Below are 17,184 nucleotides of genomic sequence, written 5' to 3'. Positions count from 1 at the left end.
TAAACCTTTACATGTAAATGATGTTTTACTTTTTACACAGCTCATCAAACCACTTCTCATTCTCCGCTGAACGGTTCGCTTTGGAGCGTATAAGTGCGTCGCGCATCGAAACCAAATCGTCCAATTCCAAGAACTCTAGCATTGAAAATGAAGAAATGGGTGCATTTGGGTCGGATTCTATAAGCAGTTCTATCTCGTGTATAAGTGCCATTTTATCGGCATTCTCTAGCATTCATTGACCTTTGATTAACAAACTATGATTGGTTTTATTGTATAATACCTTACATTTCATGCAGATTAGTTTCTGCAACTTACAAGGAAAATGAATGAAAAAATATCTTTTAACGCTTGTTGCACTTTTCTCAACCACTCTTTTTGCAGCAACCGACGCACAAATTGTTGAACACTTCAAATCAACCGTGCAAGTTCCCAACATCACCATTGAAATCGTCTCTCGTAAAGCCGTTGAAGGCATTGATGGTATGGATTTCGTGACCCTGAGTCTTAGCGATGGAACACGTTCACAAAAACTGAGCATCTTCACCAAAGATGACCTCATCTTCCCTGATGTCATCAGTATCAAACAAGGTGGAAGCATCAAAGAGATGATGGAGATGGCAGAGCTTCAGAAAAAACTCTCAGCAATCTACAAAAAAGAGGAGAAGAAAAATGTGATCTCTTTGGGCAATGACCCTAAAAAAGAGACCTTAGTCGTCTTCACCGATCCTGAGTGTCCTTACTGTCGTCAAGAGCTTGCCCAAATCGAGCAACGCCTTGCGACCAACAACCTTAAGTTGATTTTTACACCGGTGCATGAGCGCAGTTCTCTTGAAAAATCAGTGGTCATTTACAATGAAACAGCCAAAGTCAAAACCGATGCAGAGAAGATCAAAATCTTGAAAAAATACTACGATGAAAACGTCAAATTTGATCAAAAAGTCAGCGACGCAGATGTCGCGCATATTGATGAGCTAAAGCTAAAATACTTTGGTGCTGGCATCAAAGGTGTTCCATTTATCGTAAAAGAGAAAGAGCTTTTAAAGTAACTCTCACCGCCTTTGTATCCCGCTCTTAAGGGCGGGATCAACTCCATCTCAAAGAGGTTGGTATGTCACAAATAATCCTTTCTGCCATCATCGCTTTTTTAGGAGTTATCTCCTTAACACTCTACTTTCGCCTTCAAAAACTCCAATCATGCGCTCAAACACCCAAGCAACCCCCTCAGCAAGAAGCAGAGACATTTCAAGCCATGCCTCTGCCCATTCTCTACAAAAAAAATGCGCAATGGTTCACCAATAAAGCTTTTACGCACGCTTTTGGAACGATGAGCAAAGAGAATGCCGAGCTTTTAAGCACCCTTCCAAAAAACGGCGAACACGCGATGGAGCTTCAATTTGACAATGGCATCACCAAGCAAACGCTGATCTACACAGCGCCACTTCTAAGCGCAACGGGTGATTTTGTAGCGATGATTGTGGATATTGCGCATTGGCATAAAAGCAAAGCCTTGTTGATGCAGCAAAAAGAGCGTTTAGAACTCGCCCTTGAGGGAAGCGATGAGGCACTGTGGGATTGGGATATTAAAAGCGAAACCATTTTTTACTCTTCAAAATGGAAGCAACTCATGGGCTATGAAGCCAAAGATCACCCCTCCACCCTCTCTTCATGGCTCAATTTAGTCCACTCCAAAGATATGGCGCTGGTCAATGAACGCCTCAAAGCACATTTGGATGCTAAAAGCGATCTGTTTGTGGTCGATCACCGCGTGCGTGGGAGCGATCCTCTGCGCTGGGTCAATGTCCGAGGCAAGGTGATTGTCGGCAAAAATGAGCAGCCCATTCGTATGGTGGGTACCATTCGAGACATCAGCAACCGTAAAATTGAAGAGGTTTTAGAACGCGCGGAACACGAACGCTTTATCGCTTTTGTGGAACATATTCCAGCACTCTGTTTTATTAAAAATGCACACGGAGCGTATCTGTACATGAACCAAGCCTACCAAAAATTCTTAGGCTTTAAAACATGGAAAAACAAAACAGCTCTGAGCCTTTTCAACGAAAAAACAGCCGCCGATATTGCAGAGACGGATCGTTTGAGCCTTTATGAAGGCGTCCTTGAGCACGATATTATCCTTCCCACAGCAGAAGGGTTGAACACGCCTTTTCATCTCTATAAATTTACCATTGATGAAGAAAATGAGAAATTGCTCTGTGGATTTTGCATTAACAAACCGTTCAAAGAGTAGAGGTATGATTGTTTAAGACAAATTTTCAGGATACACCATGCAACCAAACCTCATAATGATCGAGGATGATGTCGAACTTGCCGAAATCTTATGCAGTTTTTTGAAACGCTATAACATCACCGTTACCAATTACGATGACCCCTATCTTGGCATCAGTGCGCTCAGCCTTACCAAATACGATCTGCTCATTTTAGACCTCTCTTTGCCCGGTATGGATGGTCTAGAGATCTGCAAAGAAGTGCGCGCTAAAAGTGACATTCCTATCATCATCTCCTCTGCGCGAAGCGATTTGGAAGATAAAATCGTAGGCTTGGAACTTGGGGCAGATGACTATTTACCAAAACCGTATGAGCCCAAAGAACTTTACGCGCGCATCATTAGTGTCCTTAGACGCTACAAAAAAAGCAACACAGTGAGCGAAGAGACGAGTCATTCAACACTGATTCTCAAAGAGGAGAGCCATACCATCTTTTTTCAAGGCACACCGCTTACGCTAACCCCTGCTGAATACGACGTGCTCACGCACCTCATCAAAAAAAACAACTGTGTGGTCTCTCGAACGGAGCTGCTTAACAGTGCGCTGAGTCTCAATGAAGAGAATGAAAGCCGAAGCCTTGACGTGCTTATCAGCCGTATTCGCACCAAATTAGGCGAAAGTTCTAAAGAGCCAAAACTCATTCATTCGGTCAGAGGTATTGGGTACAGGCTTCAAGCATGAGGTGGTACCACTCCATCATCACGCGTATTTCGCTCATTTTTGCCCTCTCGTTGTTTGGCATCACGGCGATCTTTGTCTCCATTGCACAGTATGAAACCAACAGGGAGCTTCAAACGATGTTTGACTACTCGCGCGTTGCCTTACGCTCTTCGTTTGATCGTTCCACAAAAGCGATTGACTTTGACAAGATGGAAGAGATCGGGTTTAAACTGATTACCGATGAGGCGCTCAAACAAAAAATTCTCGAACGCCCACGTCCACCCAAACCTTTTCCGATAAAACGCATGGAAGAGCGGTTTCATTTTATGATCGATTCGGTGCCATACCGTATGCACATTTATACGATTTTACTCTCACGTGACGCGCCTCCCATCGTCTTTGAAACGCCTTTAAAAAAAGAGATGATGCCCCGCCTCATCTTGCCTCTTATCAGCCTTGCGTTTGTCATCTTTTTATACATTGGCATTATTCGAAGCATTTTGCCACTTAAAACCCTCAGAGAGAAGATCAAACACTTTGCCAATGGGGATTATGACATTACATGTAAAAGCAGTAAAAAAGACGAAATCGCCGCCCTTGCCAATGAATTTGACAGTGCCGTTTTCAAGATCAAGTCGCTTCGAGACTCCAGACAGCTCTTTTTGCGCAACATCATGCACGAGCTCAAAACGCCCATTACCAAAGGGAAACTCGCCGCTGAAATGATCGAAGATACCGCTTATGCGAGGATCTTGCAAAATGTCTTCAACCGTCAAGAAGCGCTTTTGGAAGAGTTTTCGCGCATTGAAAAACTGAGTGCCGATGAACTCAAGTTGGAAATCAATCGTTATCATATTGAAGACGTGGTGGACTTTGCGCTTGACATCTTAGATGACAAACGCGAAAGCATTACATGTAAACTGATGCCGATGGAATTGGAGGTGGATTTTGAGCTTTTTGGTGTGGCACTGAAAAACCTTTTGGACAATGGCATCAACTACTCGGACGACCACCACGTCACCCTTTGCAATGATCTTAAAACCATTACCATTTCCAACCATGCGCCTGCGTTAGAGTTTCCCATTGATCGCTACGCCGAGCCCTACTTTCTTGAGGGCAAAAAGCAAAAAAGCTCACGCGGTCTTGGGTTTGGACTCTTTATCACCTGGCACGTCATTCGCCTACATGGCATGCGACTTGATTACAAACACGAAGCAGGCATGAACTGTTTTACGATTTACATGTAAAGGAAATTTGATGGCATATTCAGTGGGGATTTTTATCTTTGACAATGTGGAAGTGCTTGATTTTGCTGGGCCCTATGAAGTTTTTACAACCGCGTCACGCGTCTTTAATAAAACGGCTTCATCTCTCGCCCATCCGCCTTTTGAGGTCTTCACCATCGGCAAAACGAAACAATCCATTTACGCTAGAGCCGGACTTAAACTCCATCCTGATTATTCGATGACATCGCATCCCACGCCCGATCTTTTGCTCATTCCGGGTGGCGTGGTCACCAAAGAGATGGAAGATAACGATGTGATCGCATGGATCAAAAGTACTTCAACGTTCACCACCATCACTGCGTCCATCTGCACGGGGGCTTTTTTGCTCGCAAAAGCAGGACTGTTAGAAGGTAAATCTTCGACAACGCACTGGGAAGACATTGACGATCTTCGTACCCTGTTTCCAACCTTACATGTAAAAGAAAAAATGCGCTGGGTCGATGAAAATTCCATCGTCACCTCCGCAGGCATTTCGGCTGGCATCGACATGAGTTTACATCTGGTGGAGCGTCTGATGGGGCGAGAACTTGCACTTCAAACTGCCAAACAAATGGAGTTTGACTGGACGCAAAACAGTGGATAAACACCAAACCACTTCCAAACCTTAATATTGTTTTAATCTAATTCCACTATAATGACCACAATTTCAGAACTTCATTAAAAAAGAACTTCACCTAAAACCTACCAGATTTGAGAAATCCTCAGTGAGTATGTAGGTTTTTGCATACGATATTGACGGGTTTATTCCCCATTAAAATTTTTATGTACATGAGTTTTGTGCCGAGCGCACGTTAGTATTGTTTTGAAAAAATCAAACACATGGAAAACACATGGAAAACAACACAATCACATTTGAAACATTTGGCTTACACCCAGAGATCCTTAAAGCCGTCGTAGAAGCTGGCTTTACAGAACCAAGTCCCGTCCAAGCAGAATCAATCCCTTTAGTTTTAGCCGGTAACGACATCGTTGCACAAGCACAAACAGGTACGGGTAAAACGGCTGCATTTGGTCTTTCTACCATGAGTATGATCGACCCACACCAAAACAAAGTACAACTTTTAGTCATTACACCCACACGTGAACTTGCAACCCAAGTCAGCGATGAGCTTTACTCACTCGGTCGTTTTCGTGGTGTTAAAACCGTAACGATTTACGGTGGTAGCTCTTATTCACGTCAAATTGGCTTGATCGAAAAAGGTGCGAGCGTTATCGTTGCAACTCCGGGTCGTATGCTTGATCTTCTTAAAAACGGCAGACTTCCAGGCTTTTCACCTAAAATGGTTGTTTTGGACGAAGCCGATGAGATGCTAGATATGGGCTTCTTAGAAGACATCGAAGAGATCTTTACTTACCTTCCCAAAGAGCGTCAAACCCTCCTTTTCTCAGCAACAATGCCAGATCCCATCAAACGTCTTGCAAGCAAAATTTTAAATGATCCAAAATTTGTCAGTGTCACGCCAAAAGATCACACGACGAATGATGACATCGAACAACTTTACTACGTCATCAACGAATACGAGAGAGACGATGCGATGATTCGTCTTTTGGACGCGCTTGAGCCTGAGAAATCCATCGTCTTCTGCCGTACTAAAAAAGAGGTTGACAGACTTTCTACTCAACTGATGGCAGTCGGTTACGCAGCAAAAGGTTTGCACGGCGATATGGAGCAAAATCAACGTGAGAGCGTTATTAAAGCGTTCCGTAGTTCACAAATCGAAATCCTTGTAGCAACGGATGTTGCAGCACGTGGTCTAAACGTTGCTGACATCAGCCATGTTTTCAACTACCATATGCCATTTGATCCAGAGAGTTATGTTCACCGTATTGGTAGAACAGGACGTGCGGGTAAAAAAGGGACTGCGATTACATTGGTAACGCCTATCGAATTTCACTCAATGCAAAGAATCGGTAAAAAAGTGGGTTCTAAAATCGAGCACCGAATTGTTCCAAGTTTACGAGACGTCAAAGAGAACAAACTGATCAAAATTGCTGAAGATATTAAAAATGCAGAGCTCAATGAAAATGCTACAAAATTGCTTGCTATTTTAGAAGAAGAGATGGATATGTCGCAAATCGCACTGAAACTTCTCTCTAACCTTTTAAAAGAGAATACTCCAGTCGGTCCAGATAAAATCGGTTTAGATAAAAAAACATTGGAAAATGTTGTTAAAAATATCGAAGAGCGTGATAACAGCCGTGGCGGACGTGGCGGTTACAGAGGTGGCTCACGTGATGGTAGAAGCAGTGGCGGCGGTTATAGAGGAAACTCTGGCGGTTCACGTGAAGGTGGCGGATACAGAGGCAACTCTAGCAGCGGCTCACGAGATGGCGGCGGATACAAAGGTTCAAACCCACGTGATGGCGGAAGCAGAGATGCACGTCCTCCAAGAGGCGACGGCGTTCCTAGAAGTGATAGCAGAGGCGAGCGTAGCCCTTTTGCAAAAGAGGGAAGCAGTTCAGCTCCACGTGAAGGTGGCGGATACAAAGGTACCCGTGACAGTGGAGACAGCAGACCGCCACGCGCTCCAAGAGCCGACAGACCAGCCGCTCCACGCAGTGACGCAGGTCGCGCTCCAAAAGCCGCTCCTCGTAACGCTTACAAAAAAGACTAATTTTTAAGAGGGTGGCGTGAGATACTCACGCCATCTCACCCCTTTTATTTTTCTCGCTCAATCATCGCTTTAAGTGCTTCAACACCTTCCGCATACTCCACTTTTTCGACCTGTTTATTCTTGAGTGTCACCACCGTAATGCCATCCACTTTTGCCCCATTTTTCAAAGACGCTGCGATTGTTCCATCCAAAATGAGATTGACACTGTAGGGCTGTGTTTTAAGATCGGGAAGTGCAAAGGTATTGCGTATCACCACCGGCATCGGACTGATGTCCGCTACAAACGCCACATGATGAACGTTCAAATAATCCGCACTTTGCATTCCAAGATACGCTTTAACGACATGTCCTGTATCTTTCGCAAAGACCAAAATGAGCGTATGAATCGAATCATCCAACGTATGCGATTTACCAAATTGATCAAAAAGCGTGTAAGTGATCGTTGAGCCAACATTCAGCCCATCCGTAAGTGACGCAGAGGAGATATTGCTCTCATACGTATCTTTACCTTTCAAAAAAAACAGCACTCCCGCAGCAGCGACAAGAAGAACCAATAAACCCAGTAATATCTTCTTCATATAAAGCCTTGTATGGTAAATTTACGGAGTATTGTACCGTAACCTACGCCCTATCCAACGCTAACTTAAGACCTAAAGCACCCAGTACACTTCCTGCAATTTTATCGATGTACTTTTTAGAACGCAAATAAACCTTTTGGGCTTTTTGTGTCGATAACAGCCCTACAACGCACGAGTACCATGAAACATCGATGATAAATGCGATGAGGCAGACTAAAAGTGTTCCAAAAGGCGGTATCTCTTGGGGAAGAAGTGCTGCAAAAATACTTCCGATGATGATGGCAGTTTTTGGATTGCTCATCTGTGTTGCTAAACCGAGTAAAATCGCCTTGGTAAAACTCTTTGGTTTTTGCTCCAAATTTAGCTTGGTATCTAAAGGTGTATCGGCATATTTCCACATTTTATAGGCTAAATAGACAAGGTACATGCCTCCTACTATTTTTAAAAAGCCGTACAAAAAAGGCACCGTTTTCAAAATAGCATAGAGCCCAAAAATGGCTAAAAGCGAAAAGACAACAGCACCCAATCCTAAACCAATAGCGACCCCAAAACCCTCTTTGCGAGACTTTGAAACAGCCGTTTTGGCGGTTAAAATAAAACTAGGTCCCGGACTCATCGTCCCCAATATAAACACCGTCACTATCCCTAAAAGAAAAGAGTATTCACCCATGATTTGCCTTTACATGTAAAGAAGATTGAACGCTGCATCCACTTCATTCACTTGAGTATTTTTGGATAATGCAATTTTAGCATGCAAACGTGCACAAGGACATAAGAAAAGTATGAGAGGTAATTTTAAAGAATTTTTTTGCTAAGCTTTCCTTAAATTCTTTACTTGTAAAGAGAAAATAGAGATAGAGGAGAAGGCACAACGTGAATTTATTCTCTCAAAAAATTAATGTTTACCAATCAATAAATGAGCCCATAAGAAATAAACCTGATTTCGATAAACGATGGAATGGCGACGATAAAGGGTTAATAATTGCGTGGGAACTTGGAAGAGAACTTGCAATTAACAATCCTGAATTAGCAAATAAAGCTAAAAATGGTGAACTCCCTCCTCTTGGTTTTAAAGGTGGGTACGAACGTAGACTAAAAAATATAAAGCCTAAGCATGGTGCAATAGTTTATCTTGCAAAACTTCAAGGACTTAAAGGTAAAGACTTAGATATTGATGAGTTAAGAGATGAAGGTAAAACCATTACATGTAGCGCGACAGGCATGACAACTATCTTCACTTTCGACCAAAATAAATATAAGAATGAAGCATGAAAAAAGACGACCAAAATCAATTAGCTTCTAGGGCTATAAGAGCTAAAGATACAAGCGATAGAAAAGTAGACGAGCTTATAGGCATTTGCCGTGGAATTATGGCTGATGGTAATATAAACAAAAAAGAAGCCGAATACCTTCTCTCATGGGTTGAATCAAATAGAGAATTTTCACAATCATATCCATTTAACATCATTTATGATCGAGTATCTATTATGCTCAGTGATGATGTGTTCGACGATGAAGAAAAGCAAGAACTTTTAGAAATAATGGTCAAACTTACAGGCGGTGAGATTATAGGCGATGATACAGAAAGCATGAGTAGTACGTTGCCTTTATGTGTACCATTTCCAACTATTGTTTTTAGTGGATCATCTTTTGTATTTACGGGAGTATTTACAACTGGTGCAAGAAAAATCCTTGAAGAACTTGTAAAAGAGTTAGGAGGTATTATTCATGACATTGTTAAAAAAGATACCGACTATCTTGTCATAGGTGATATTGGAAGTAAAGACTGGGCACATTCAAGCTATGGACGAAAAATTGAAAAAGCCGTAGAATATCGTGATAATAAAGAGACTGGTATCTCTATAGTATGTGAGAGCCATTGGGCTAAATTTTTATGAGATAAAGGGTACGGACTATTTTAAATAAGCTTTTAATTTTTCGTTGCCCAATTCAATAAAAATTAGCCTGTTCTTTCAAACGATGACGAGACACAACCACACCCTCATATCCCGTCGTTTTCACCGCTTCTAAAAACGCCTTATCGTCAATGCCATCTTTGGCAATGACGACCGCTAATTTCGTCTCTAACGTCACTTTAGATGACTCAACACCTTCAACGCTTTTGAGTGCTTTTTTGACCACCGTTGTACATAATGGACAGTGCATTCGTGCTACTTTTATGACCACTTCTTCTTTTGCGAACAGCATCAACGGTAAAAGGAGTATCAACCATTTTTTCATTCTGCATCCTCAATAAAAAAATTTGCCCATTCAGGATAGAGCAATATCACGACAATCAACCCTAGAATAATCGAGTAAAACCACACATAGTACTTTTTCTTTTGAGGATTACATGTAAAGGTGTGATGCGCGTAAGAGCGCCATGAAAGCCACAAAACAAAAAGCGATAAAAGGGAGAGCGGTATGCGAAACGGGGTGAGGAGTTCTAAAAAACTTAAAAATCCAAAAGAGATTCCAAAGAGTAAAAACAGCAGTGGAGGCAGACAACATGCCGTGGCGGCAAAGGCTGAGAGCAGTGCTGTGAGTAAACTTAGAATCTCTTTTTTCATACGTTAAAGTTTTTCTTGAGAGACAAAGCTATAACTGAAAGCTGCTGGAGCGTAATAGTCTAGCACTTCATCTTTGACTTCGCCGTACGGATAACCAAACATATTGAGTGGTTTTTGCGCTGGCGTTGGGGAAAGCACAAAATCACGCGCTGTGTTGTAACCCATCCAGTTCATCTCCCAGTTGCCGAAGAAATACTCACGTACCCCTTTCACAAGTGGATCATTCAGCGTCATTTTTTCGGTTAAGATGACTTTTGCCACATCGGCAGGATCGCATGGAACCCAGCCCGCGCCATCCAAATAAAACTCAGCACGACAATGCTCGCCTCCCGTGATTTTTGCCAACCCTTTTTCATCGCTGCTTCCGCATGCTTTGGAGTAGCGAGAACTGCCTAAACGGATACCGAAGATCTCACGCGCAGGCACGCCGACACTTCGTAAAAGAGCAACAAAAACAGAGCTAATGTCGGTGCATTTGCCACCCATAATGTTTTGCTCTATCGCCTTGCCCGCATCACCCACACCACACCCGATGACCGCATCGTCACGGTACATATTTTCAGTGACCCATGCGTAAATCGCTTTGGCTTTATCGAGGGGTGTTTTGCTGTTTTCTGTGATTTTAAGCGCCAACTCTTTCACTTTTCCACTCGTTGGGATATGTGCGGTTGGTTTGAGATAGTGGGCAACGTCTTTAGGGTATTTGGTGGAAGCGGTAGCTTTTGAGAGATCAGCATTGCGCTCATTCGTCGTAATCGTATAGGTTACTTCGAGGAGTTTTTCGCCGCCATTTTTCCACTCAGCGTAAAGCGTTCTGGCTTTGTAGCTGTTTTTGTCGGTGACATACGCATTGGTGGCATTTGAGCTAAATTTAAAATCGCTCACTTTTTGGTAACTGGTCTCTTGTGGAAGTGGAACCCAAAGTTTGGTCAAGCCATTTTTATTTTCGTGTTTGAGATTGTAACGGTTTATGACGTAAAAAATACGTGTTTTACCCTTTGGCTCACTCGCTTCCAAAATCGAAACCTGAGGGAGGATGACAGAACTAGCTCCAAGGGCGATGCACCCTTTCATAAACGCTCTTCTTTGCATAAAAAATCCTTACATGTAAAGTGGCACGAAGAGGAAAAAACATAAAAGTAGTGACAAAAGAAGTTGTTACGATTATGTTTGTCTAAGCCTTAGACGTCGTGCATTAGAGGGATTGTACAGTGAGTTTGCTTAAGATAGTCTCTAAAAAATCTTATAAAATAAGAGCATTTTGACGTTTTTTCTCTACATTTTTTCAAGAATATAAAGATACTCGCTTAATGCTTTTTTATTTTCCTGATTGCGATACCCTTTAAAACGCTGATGGGACATCTGAAACGACGCGCACCTGCCATAGCGCTCCAACATGTTGGATAGCGAAGAAAGATCAATAATCCCCTCATCGTTATAGCTTAAAATGATCCACGAAAAGCGCGCTTTTTGGATAACATCTTCCAATGCCAAAAGCGCTGTTCGACTCTTACAATACGCCGAACTTTCATACGCCCTCACCCCTGTTTTTCCCTTGGGCGTAAACGCATCATACCGCGCTATCGTGTTTAAGATGTGGTAATTCGCTCCGTATTGACGACGGTTGTACGGCGGATCGAGGTAGAGAATATCGCCTGTAAGCGTGGAAATAAGCCCATTGGCATCTTCGCAAAAAACCTGATGATTAGCGTGCGATGCACGTGTGGGAAACGCATGCAGATGCAGTTTTTCGCACGCCAAAGGCTTGAGATGTTTGAGATACGCACTGTAAATAGAAGCGGTGTTCGCAACTTTGTCAGCGCTGTGCAGCAGTGAGGCTAAGAGGTAAATATACAGTGGCTCATCACGCTTATACGCTTCAATGCCTTGGCGCACCGCATCGATTTTTTGAGCATTTTCAGCGCTAAAATAGTTCCGTCCACTGCCACTTTCCAAACAGTAGTGCTCATACATCAGCCCTTTGCGTAAAGGCAGTGCATTTAAGGCGTCAATGATGGGAGTGATGGCAGATAATTCGGGCGGTTTTAGCAGCGCATAGTTGAGCACATAACTGTAAAATTCCACGTCATTGCTAAGAATGCTCCACCCTTTGTGAGCAAAATAGCTCCCAACCGAACCGCTCCCTGCAAAAAGATCGCAAAAAATTTTAAGGGCTACATCTTCTTTTAAAAGAGACGATAGGTGCTCATCGATAAAAGAGAGCAGTTTTACTTTCGAGCCGATGTAGTTCACCTGCATTCCCCAAAATTTTCAATATAATATCAAAACTAGAACGCTTTTTGCTTAAGCATTAGAGACGAATTTTTAAAAGGACGAGATATGCATTTTTTAGTTGTTGACGATAGCTCAACTATGCGCAGAATTCTGTGCAATACCATCAACAGTATAGGCCACACAACCACCGCAGCCGAAGATGGGTTAGATGCACTTGAAAAAATCAAAGAACAAAAATTTGATGTGATTATGACAGACTGGAATATGCCACGCATGGACGGTCTGCATTTGGTAAGAGCACTGCGCGCTATGGAAGCGTATAAAACAACACCGATTATTATGGTGACAACCGAAGGTGGCAAACAAGAGGTCATTACCGCGATCAAAGAGGGTGTGAGCAATTACATCGTCAAACCGTTCACCGCGTTTCTTTTAAGAGAAAAACTCAAAGAGATCGTCAGCTAAAACTCCTTCTCTTTTGCCTCTAAAAGCAAAAGAGAACGCTCACTCTGAATCTTTACATGTAAGATAATTTCGCCATACGCCAAGCTTCCTTCCCCTAGCAAAACTGTGCAATATGATCTAGCTACATTTATGTACAGAATTAGCAAAAGTCTTTTTAAGAGTGGCAACAAATCTCCGAAAAAATCGAAGCAGCAAATCAGAAATAGGCTTTACATGTAAAAAATAATGTATGGAAGTTGAAGAAAAAAGGAAAAGCTTTTTAGAAGATACTCCGTAGAGTAGCGCTTCACGGGAGAAGCTTAGAAACCCTTATTATAGCCCTTAGATCTCACTCGGTTGTGCTATAAATGTGATACTATATGAACATTGCTTAATTCACGATGAAAAGGTACGTCATGGTTGAGAAAATTTTAGGAATCGATTTAGGGATTAGCTCACTTGGTTGGGCAGTGGTTGAGTACGACAAAGATAACGATGAAAACAACAAAATTATTGATTGCGGTGTAAGATTATTTACTGCTGCTGAAACTCCCAAAGAAAAAGAAAGCCCCAATAAAGCTAGGCGAGACGCAAGAGGGCTTCGCCGTGTGATTAAACGACGGCGTGTTCGAATGAATACTATCAAAAATCTTCTTATAACGTATAAACTCATTGATAAAACGCTCTTAGATGAAGAAATGGGCATGTTTCACTCCCAAAGTAACCGTGTCGATGTTTGGAAACTCCGCCATGATGCACTCTATCATCTTTTAAGTGGCGACGAACTGGCTCGTGTGCTGATTCACATCGCAAAGCATCGGGGATATAAATTTTTAGGCGATGATGAAAGCGACGAAGAGAGCGGAAAAGTCAAAAAAGCAGGTGCTGAACTCAAGAAAAAATTTCTTGAAGCAGGATGCCAAAGTGTGGGTGAATGGCTTTGGAAAGAAAGAGGCTTGCAAGGTAAAAAGCGCAATAAAAGCGGTGATTACGAGATTTCAATTCCTAGAGACTTTTTGGTTGAAGAGATTCAACGCATTTTTGAAACACAACAAAAATTTGGCTCTACTTTTGCCACTTCTGAACTTCAAAAAGCCTATACCGACATCGCTTTTTATGTCAAACCGATGCAAAGTATCGAAGATATGGTTGGTTACTGCACTTTTTATCCAAAAATCAAAAGCAAAAATCAAGATGGAGAAAAAAGAGCACCTAAAGCTTCTCCATCAGCCGAACAGTTTGTAATACTAAGTAAAATTTTTTCAACCATTGTTATTGATGAAAATAAACAAGAAAAAAAGCTAATTGAATTAAAAAGTATTGAACAACTTATTCAAATAGCTAGAAGTAAAGAAACACTCAAATATAAGCAACTGCGAAAAGAGTTAAATCTTGCAAAAGATATATCGTTCAAAAGTATAAGCGATGAGGAAAAAACATGGATAAATCTTGTAGGGAATGCAAAATTTAAAAAAATTCTTGGTTTGAACTATGAAACTTTTTTAAAAAATACAGAAATTTCAGACGAGATAGCAAAAATTTTAACCTACGATAAAACATTTGAACAAAAAGAAACAAAGCTTAAAAACTTACTTGTCAATATTGACTGGATAGATAACAATCATATTGCCGAATTGGCTAAATTATCTTTTAGTCAATTCAACCAGCTTTCACTTAAAGCAATAAAAATTATTTCTAAAATCATGATAGAAGGCTATGCAAGGTATGATGAAGCAGTTCAATATGCATTCGAAAATAACTTATTGCCAAAACCTTCTCATGAAAAATCCATCCTTTTACCACCTCTCAAAGAGACAAACATCGCCATCTTAAACCCAACCGTCATCCGAGCATTTGCACAATTTCGCCAAGTTGCCAATGCTTTAGTCTCAAAATATGGCAGTTTCGATAAAGTGCATTTTGAACTTGCGAGAGAAGTCAATACAAAAGAAGATAGAAAGCGCTGGGAAAAAGACAGAGACAAAAACGAAAAAATGCATCGTCAAATTACTGAAAAACTCGTAGAAGAAGGTGTGAAGCCAAGCTACAAAAATATCTTAAAATCTAAATTACGAAGTGAACAAAAAGACACTTGTCCTTACTGTCAAAAAAATTTACATTACCCCATGATTTTTGAAGATGGCTATGCTGAAATAGACCATATACTCCCTCTTAGTCAAAGCCAAGACGACAGCTATGTCAATAAAGTTCTTGTTCACAGTGCATGCAATCAAAACAAAAAGAACCGAACACCGTTTGAGTGGTTTCAAGATGAAAAAAAAGATTGGGATACCTTTAAAAGCTATATCTTAATGGAATCTACTTTAGGGGAGAAAAAAAGAAATTACCTCATAAAAGAAAATTTTAGTGACCCACAAAGTCGAAAAGAGTTTATTTCACGCAACCTCAACGATACTCGTTATATGTCAAAAGCCATTAAGACTTATTGCGAAAATCACTGGAAACTCTCACACGATGATGACAAGCTTCGTATTCAAGTGCGTAGTGGAAAGCTAACCTCAACACTTCGTCATCAATGGGGATTAGATAATAAAAATCGTGAAACGCATACGCATCATGCGATGGATGCCATCATGATAGCGTTTAGTACGCAAGGTATGGTTAAAAAACTCAGCGATTATTTTGCCAAAAAAGAAGCAAAAGTCGAAAAAGATAAACCCGTTCTAATAACTCCAATAAAACAGTTTAAAGAAGCTGTTGAGCAAGCAACAACGCTTGAACGCCAAGAGAGTATCCAAACAAAAGCGGGAGATACCATTACACTCAACCGCCTTCTTATCAGCCGACCACCTCGTGCTAGCGTAACGGGAGCTGCACATGAACAAACCGCTAAACCTTATCCAAGAATCAAGCCAATAAAAAATAAATACAAAAGAAGGCGGATTCCTATAGACGAAGATAAATTTGAGCTTTTTAGAAATGATAAAGTCGCTAGCGGAAATGATAAAAATTTTTACAACTCAAGCACAATTCCAAGAGTTGATATATACAAGAAAGATGATAAGTATCATGTAGTTCCTATCTATCTTTCAGATATGACAAAAGCAGAAGTCCCCAATAAATCTTTAGGTACAAATCCTGAGGGAATGGATGAAAAATATTTTTGCTTTAGTGTATTCAAAAATGACCTCATTGAATTAGAGACAAAAGCAACACCTAAAAAACCTAGTAAAAAACTCTTAGGGTATTTCAAACAGCTTAATGGTGCAAATTTTATATTAAACTCCATACATAATGGCATAATAGATGGATTTGTATGCTCTCCCATAACACTTTTTAAACAACAAAAAGACATGTGTAAAAAATGTTTACCAGAAGATAGAGCTATCGGTAATTGCTCGCAAGAAACTTTAGAGTTTTGGGAAGCTGAAAATATTAAAGTACCCAAAAAAGATTTCGAGTGCGATCAAGGCATTAAATTTGCTATTGCGGTACGAAAATACACCATCGACCCACTCGGTTATTACCACGAGGTCAAAGGAGAAAAACTCTTAGGCACCATACCACAAGGAGCCAAAAAACACCCAAAACGCCAAAAATAATAAAATAAGCCGATTTACTCTCATCCTTGATTTTAGGAGGGAGTAAATGGGATGGCGCACGCTTTTTATTACCCAACCTGCCAAATTGAGCCTTTTGCACAACTCACTTGTGTTGAACAATGGTGAAGAGTACACCATTCCTTTAAACGACCTTGCTTGTGTCGTGGTTGAAACAAGGCATGTGACATTGACTTCACCACTCATTGATGCACTTGCAAACAGCAGTGCGGTGGTTTATATTTGCGATGAAAAACATCTGCCCTCTAGTGTCATTTTGCCGTTTCATGCGCACTCAAGGCAAGCGGGAGTTGCTAGACTTCAAGTGCTTTGGAGTGAGCCTTTTAAAAAGCGATGCTGGCAAAAAATCATTCACGCTAAAATCACCAACCAATCCGAAGTCCTAGACCCAAGTGCAAGGGATGATATAACTTACCTATGCTCCCTTCGAGGTCGCATTACCTCAGGAGATGCCACAAACATCGAAGCACAAGCGGCAAGGGCGTATTGGAGTATGCTTTTTCAAAATTTTACCCGCCATATCGATGAGCAAGACATACGAAACTCTGCTCTTAATTATGGCTATGCCATCTTGCGTGGCATGGTCGCAAGGGCAATAGTTGGTGTGGGATTTTTACCTGCTTTTGGTTTGCATCATTGCAATGAACTCAATGCGCTTAATCTTGCCGATGACATCATCGAACCCTTTCGACCTTTTGTCGATGCACTAACACGAGAGTTACTCGATGAAGATGGCGAAGAACTTCCTTTAAGTCTTCCCATGCACTATAAAACAAGACTGCTTGAACTTCCCTCACTACCCTGTCGTATTGGAAAAATGGAGACGACTTTGTCTTATGCCTGTGAACTGTGTGCGGAGTCTTTGCTTCGAGCGACTAAAGCAAAAGATGCCACACTGATTGAGACTGTGAGTTTTGTATGACGGAGGCTAGA

General features: G+C 41.4%; 18 protein-coding genes. 11 read left to right on the top strand and 7 right to left on the bottom strand.

The window, feature by feature from the left end:
• Nucleotides 1-25: 25 nt before the first annotated feature.
• Nucleotides 26-232: a hypothetical protein gene (locus tag JU57_RS04480; RefSeq protein ID WP_037957496.1), complete on the bottom strand. Its 207-nt coding sequence runs from the start codon at nt 230-232 to the stop codon at nt 26-28.
• 94 nt (nt 233-326) lie between these two features.
• Between JU57_RS04480 and JU57_RS04475 the strand changes: the two genes are divergently transcribed.
• The 6 genes from JU57_RS04475 to JU57_RS04450 all read left to right on the top strand — a co-directional run bounded on the left by JU57_RS04475 (nt 327) and on the right by JU57_RS04450 (nt 6,843).
• Nucleotides 327-1,046 (top strand): thioredoxin domain-containing protein, encoded by a 720-nt coding sequence (locus JU57_RS04475; RefSeq protein ID WP_037957494.1) that lies wholly within the window; start codon nt 327-329, stop codon nt 1,044-1,046.
• Nucleotides 1,047-1,108: 62 nt separating this feature from the next.
• Complete coding sequence (locus JU57_RS04470; RefSeq protein WP_037957493.1) at nt 1,109-2,245, top strand: PAS domain S-box protein; 1,137 nt, start codon at nt 1,109-1,111, stop codon at nt 2,243-2,245.
• 37 nt (nt 2,246-2,282) lie between these two features.
• A complete protein-coding gene (locus JU57_RS04465; RefSeq protein ID WP_037957491.1) occupies nt 2,283-2,963 on the top strand; it encodes a response regulator transcription factor in 681 nt (226 codons plus the stop codon).
• Nucleotides 2,960-4,189, top strand: a complete 1,230-nt coding sequence (locus tag JU57_RS04460; protein WP_037957489.1) for an ArsS family sensor histidine kinase — start codon at nt 2,960-2,962, stop codon at nt 4,187-4,189. Before JU57_RS04465 ends, JU57_RS04460 begins: the two co-directional genes overlap by 4 nt.
• A 10-nt stretch (nt 4,190-4,199) precedes the next feature.
• Entirely contained in the window at nt 4,200-4,811 is a 612-nt protein-coding gene (locus tag JU57_RS04455) for a DJ-1/PfpI family protein (RefSeq protein ID WP_037957487.1), read from the top strand.
• A gap of 247 nt (nt 4,812-5,058) precedes the next feature.
• On the top strand, nt 5,059-6,843 hold the full coding sequence (locus JU57_RS04450) for a DEAD/DEAH box helicase (protein WP_037957483.1): 1,785 nt from the start codon (nt 5,059-5,061) through the stop codon (nt 6,841-6,843).
• Nucleotides 6,844-6,887: 44 nt separating this feature from the next.
• Here JU57_RS04450 and JU57_RS04445 read toward each other — a convergent pair whose 3' ends face one another.
• Nucleotides 6,888-7,421 carry a hypothetical protein gene (locus tag JU57_RS04445; RefSeq protein WP_037957481.1) on the bottom strand — a complete coding sequence of 178 codons (534 nt, stop codon included), beginning with the start codon at nt 7,419-7,421 and terminating at the stop codon, nt 6,888-6,890.
• Nucleotides 7,422-7,464: 43 nt separating this feature from the next.
• Entirely contained in the window at nt 7,465-8,091 is a 627-nt protein-coding gene (locus JU57_RS04440; protein WP_051906585.1) for a LysE family translocator, read from the bottom strand.
• 203 nt (nt 8,092-8,294) lie between these two features.
• Between JU57_RS04440 and JU57_RS04435 the strand changes: the two genes are divergently transcribed.
• Entirely contained in the window at nt 8,295-8,693 is a 399-nt protein-coding gene (locus tag JU57_RS04435; RefSeq protein WP_051906583.1) for a hypothetical protein, read from the top strand.
• A complete protein-coding gene (locus tag JU57_RS04430) occupies nt 8,690-9,319 on the top strand; it encodes a BRCT domain-containing protein (protein WP_051906581.1) in 630 nt (209 codons plus the stop codon). Before JU57_RS04435 ends, JU57_RS04430 begins: the two co-directional genes overlap by 4 nt.
• Nucleotides 9,320-9,371: 52 nt before the next feature.
• On the opposite strand, the gene JU57_RS04425 is transcribed toward JU57_RS04430, so the two are convergent.
• The 4 genes from JU57_RS04425 to JU57_RS04410 form a co-directional block, all read right to left on the bottom strand.
• Nucleotides 9,372-9,662: a heavy metal-associated domain-containing protein gene (locus JU57_RS04425; protein ID WP_037957479.1), complete on the bottom strand. Its 291-nt coding sequence runs from the start codon at nt 9,660-9,662 to the stop codon at nt 9,372-9,374.
• A complete protein-coding gene (locus JU57_RS04420) occupies nt 9,659-9,991 on the bottom strand; it encodes a mercuric transporter MerT family protein (protein WP_037957477.1) in 333 nt (110 codons plus the stop codon). Before JU57_RS04420 ends, JU57_RS04425 begins: the two co-directional genes overlap by 4 nt.
• 3 nt (nt 9,992-9,994) lie before the next feature.
• Nucleotides 9,995-11,083, bottom strand: a complete 1,089-nt coding sequence (locus JU57_RS04415) for a transglutaminase family protein (RefSeq protein WP_037957475.1) — start codon at nt 11,081-11,083, stop codon at nt 9,995-9,997.
• 183 nt (nt 11,084-11,266) lie between these two features.
• A complete protein-coding gene (locus JU57_RS04410; protein ID WP_349678292.1) occupies nt 11,267-12,250 on the bottom strand; it encodes a DNA adenine methylase in 984 nt (327 codons plus the stop codon).
• An 81-nt stretch (nt 12,251-12,331) separates the two neighbouring features.
• Between JU57_RS04410 and JU57_RS04405 the strand changes: the two genes are divergently transcribed.
• The 3 genes from JU57_RS04405 to cas1 all read left to right on the top strand — a co-directional run bounded on the left by JU57_RS04405 (nt 12,332) and on the right by cas1 (nt 17,173).
• The gene (locus JU57_RS04405; protein ID WP_037957472.1) at nt 12,332-12,691 is read left to right on the top strand and encodes a response regulator; all 360 of its coding nucleotides are present in this window, start codon (nt 12,332-12,334) and stop codon (nt 12,689-12,691) included.
• 395 nt (nt 12,692-13,086) lie between these two features.
• The gene (cas9, locus tag JU57_RS04400; RefSeq protein WP_037957468.1) at nt 13,087-16,233 is read left to right on the top strand and encodes a type II CRISPR RNA-guided endonuclease Cas9; all 3,147 of its coding nucleotides are present in this window, start codon (nt 13,087-13,089) and stop codon (nt 16,231-16,233) included.
• 46 nt (nt 16,234-16,279) lie between these two features.
• Complete coding sequence (gene cas1, locus JU57_RS04395; RefSeq protein ID WP_037957466.1) at nt 16,280-17,173, top strand: type II CRISPR-associated endonuclease Cas1; 894 nt, start codon at nt 16,280-16,282, stop codon at nt 17,171-17,173.
• The last annotated feature ends 11 nt before the right edge of the window (nt 17,174-17,184 follow it).

Origin of the sequence: Sulfurospirillum sp. SCADC (assembly GCF_000743525.1) — a bacterium.
Taxonomy (GTDB): domain Bacteria; phylum Campylobacterota; class Campylobacteria; order Campylobacterales; family Sulfurospirillaceae; genus Sulfurospirillum.
This window is presented reverse-complemented; position numbering and strand designations above follow the sequence as displayed.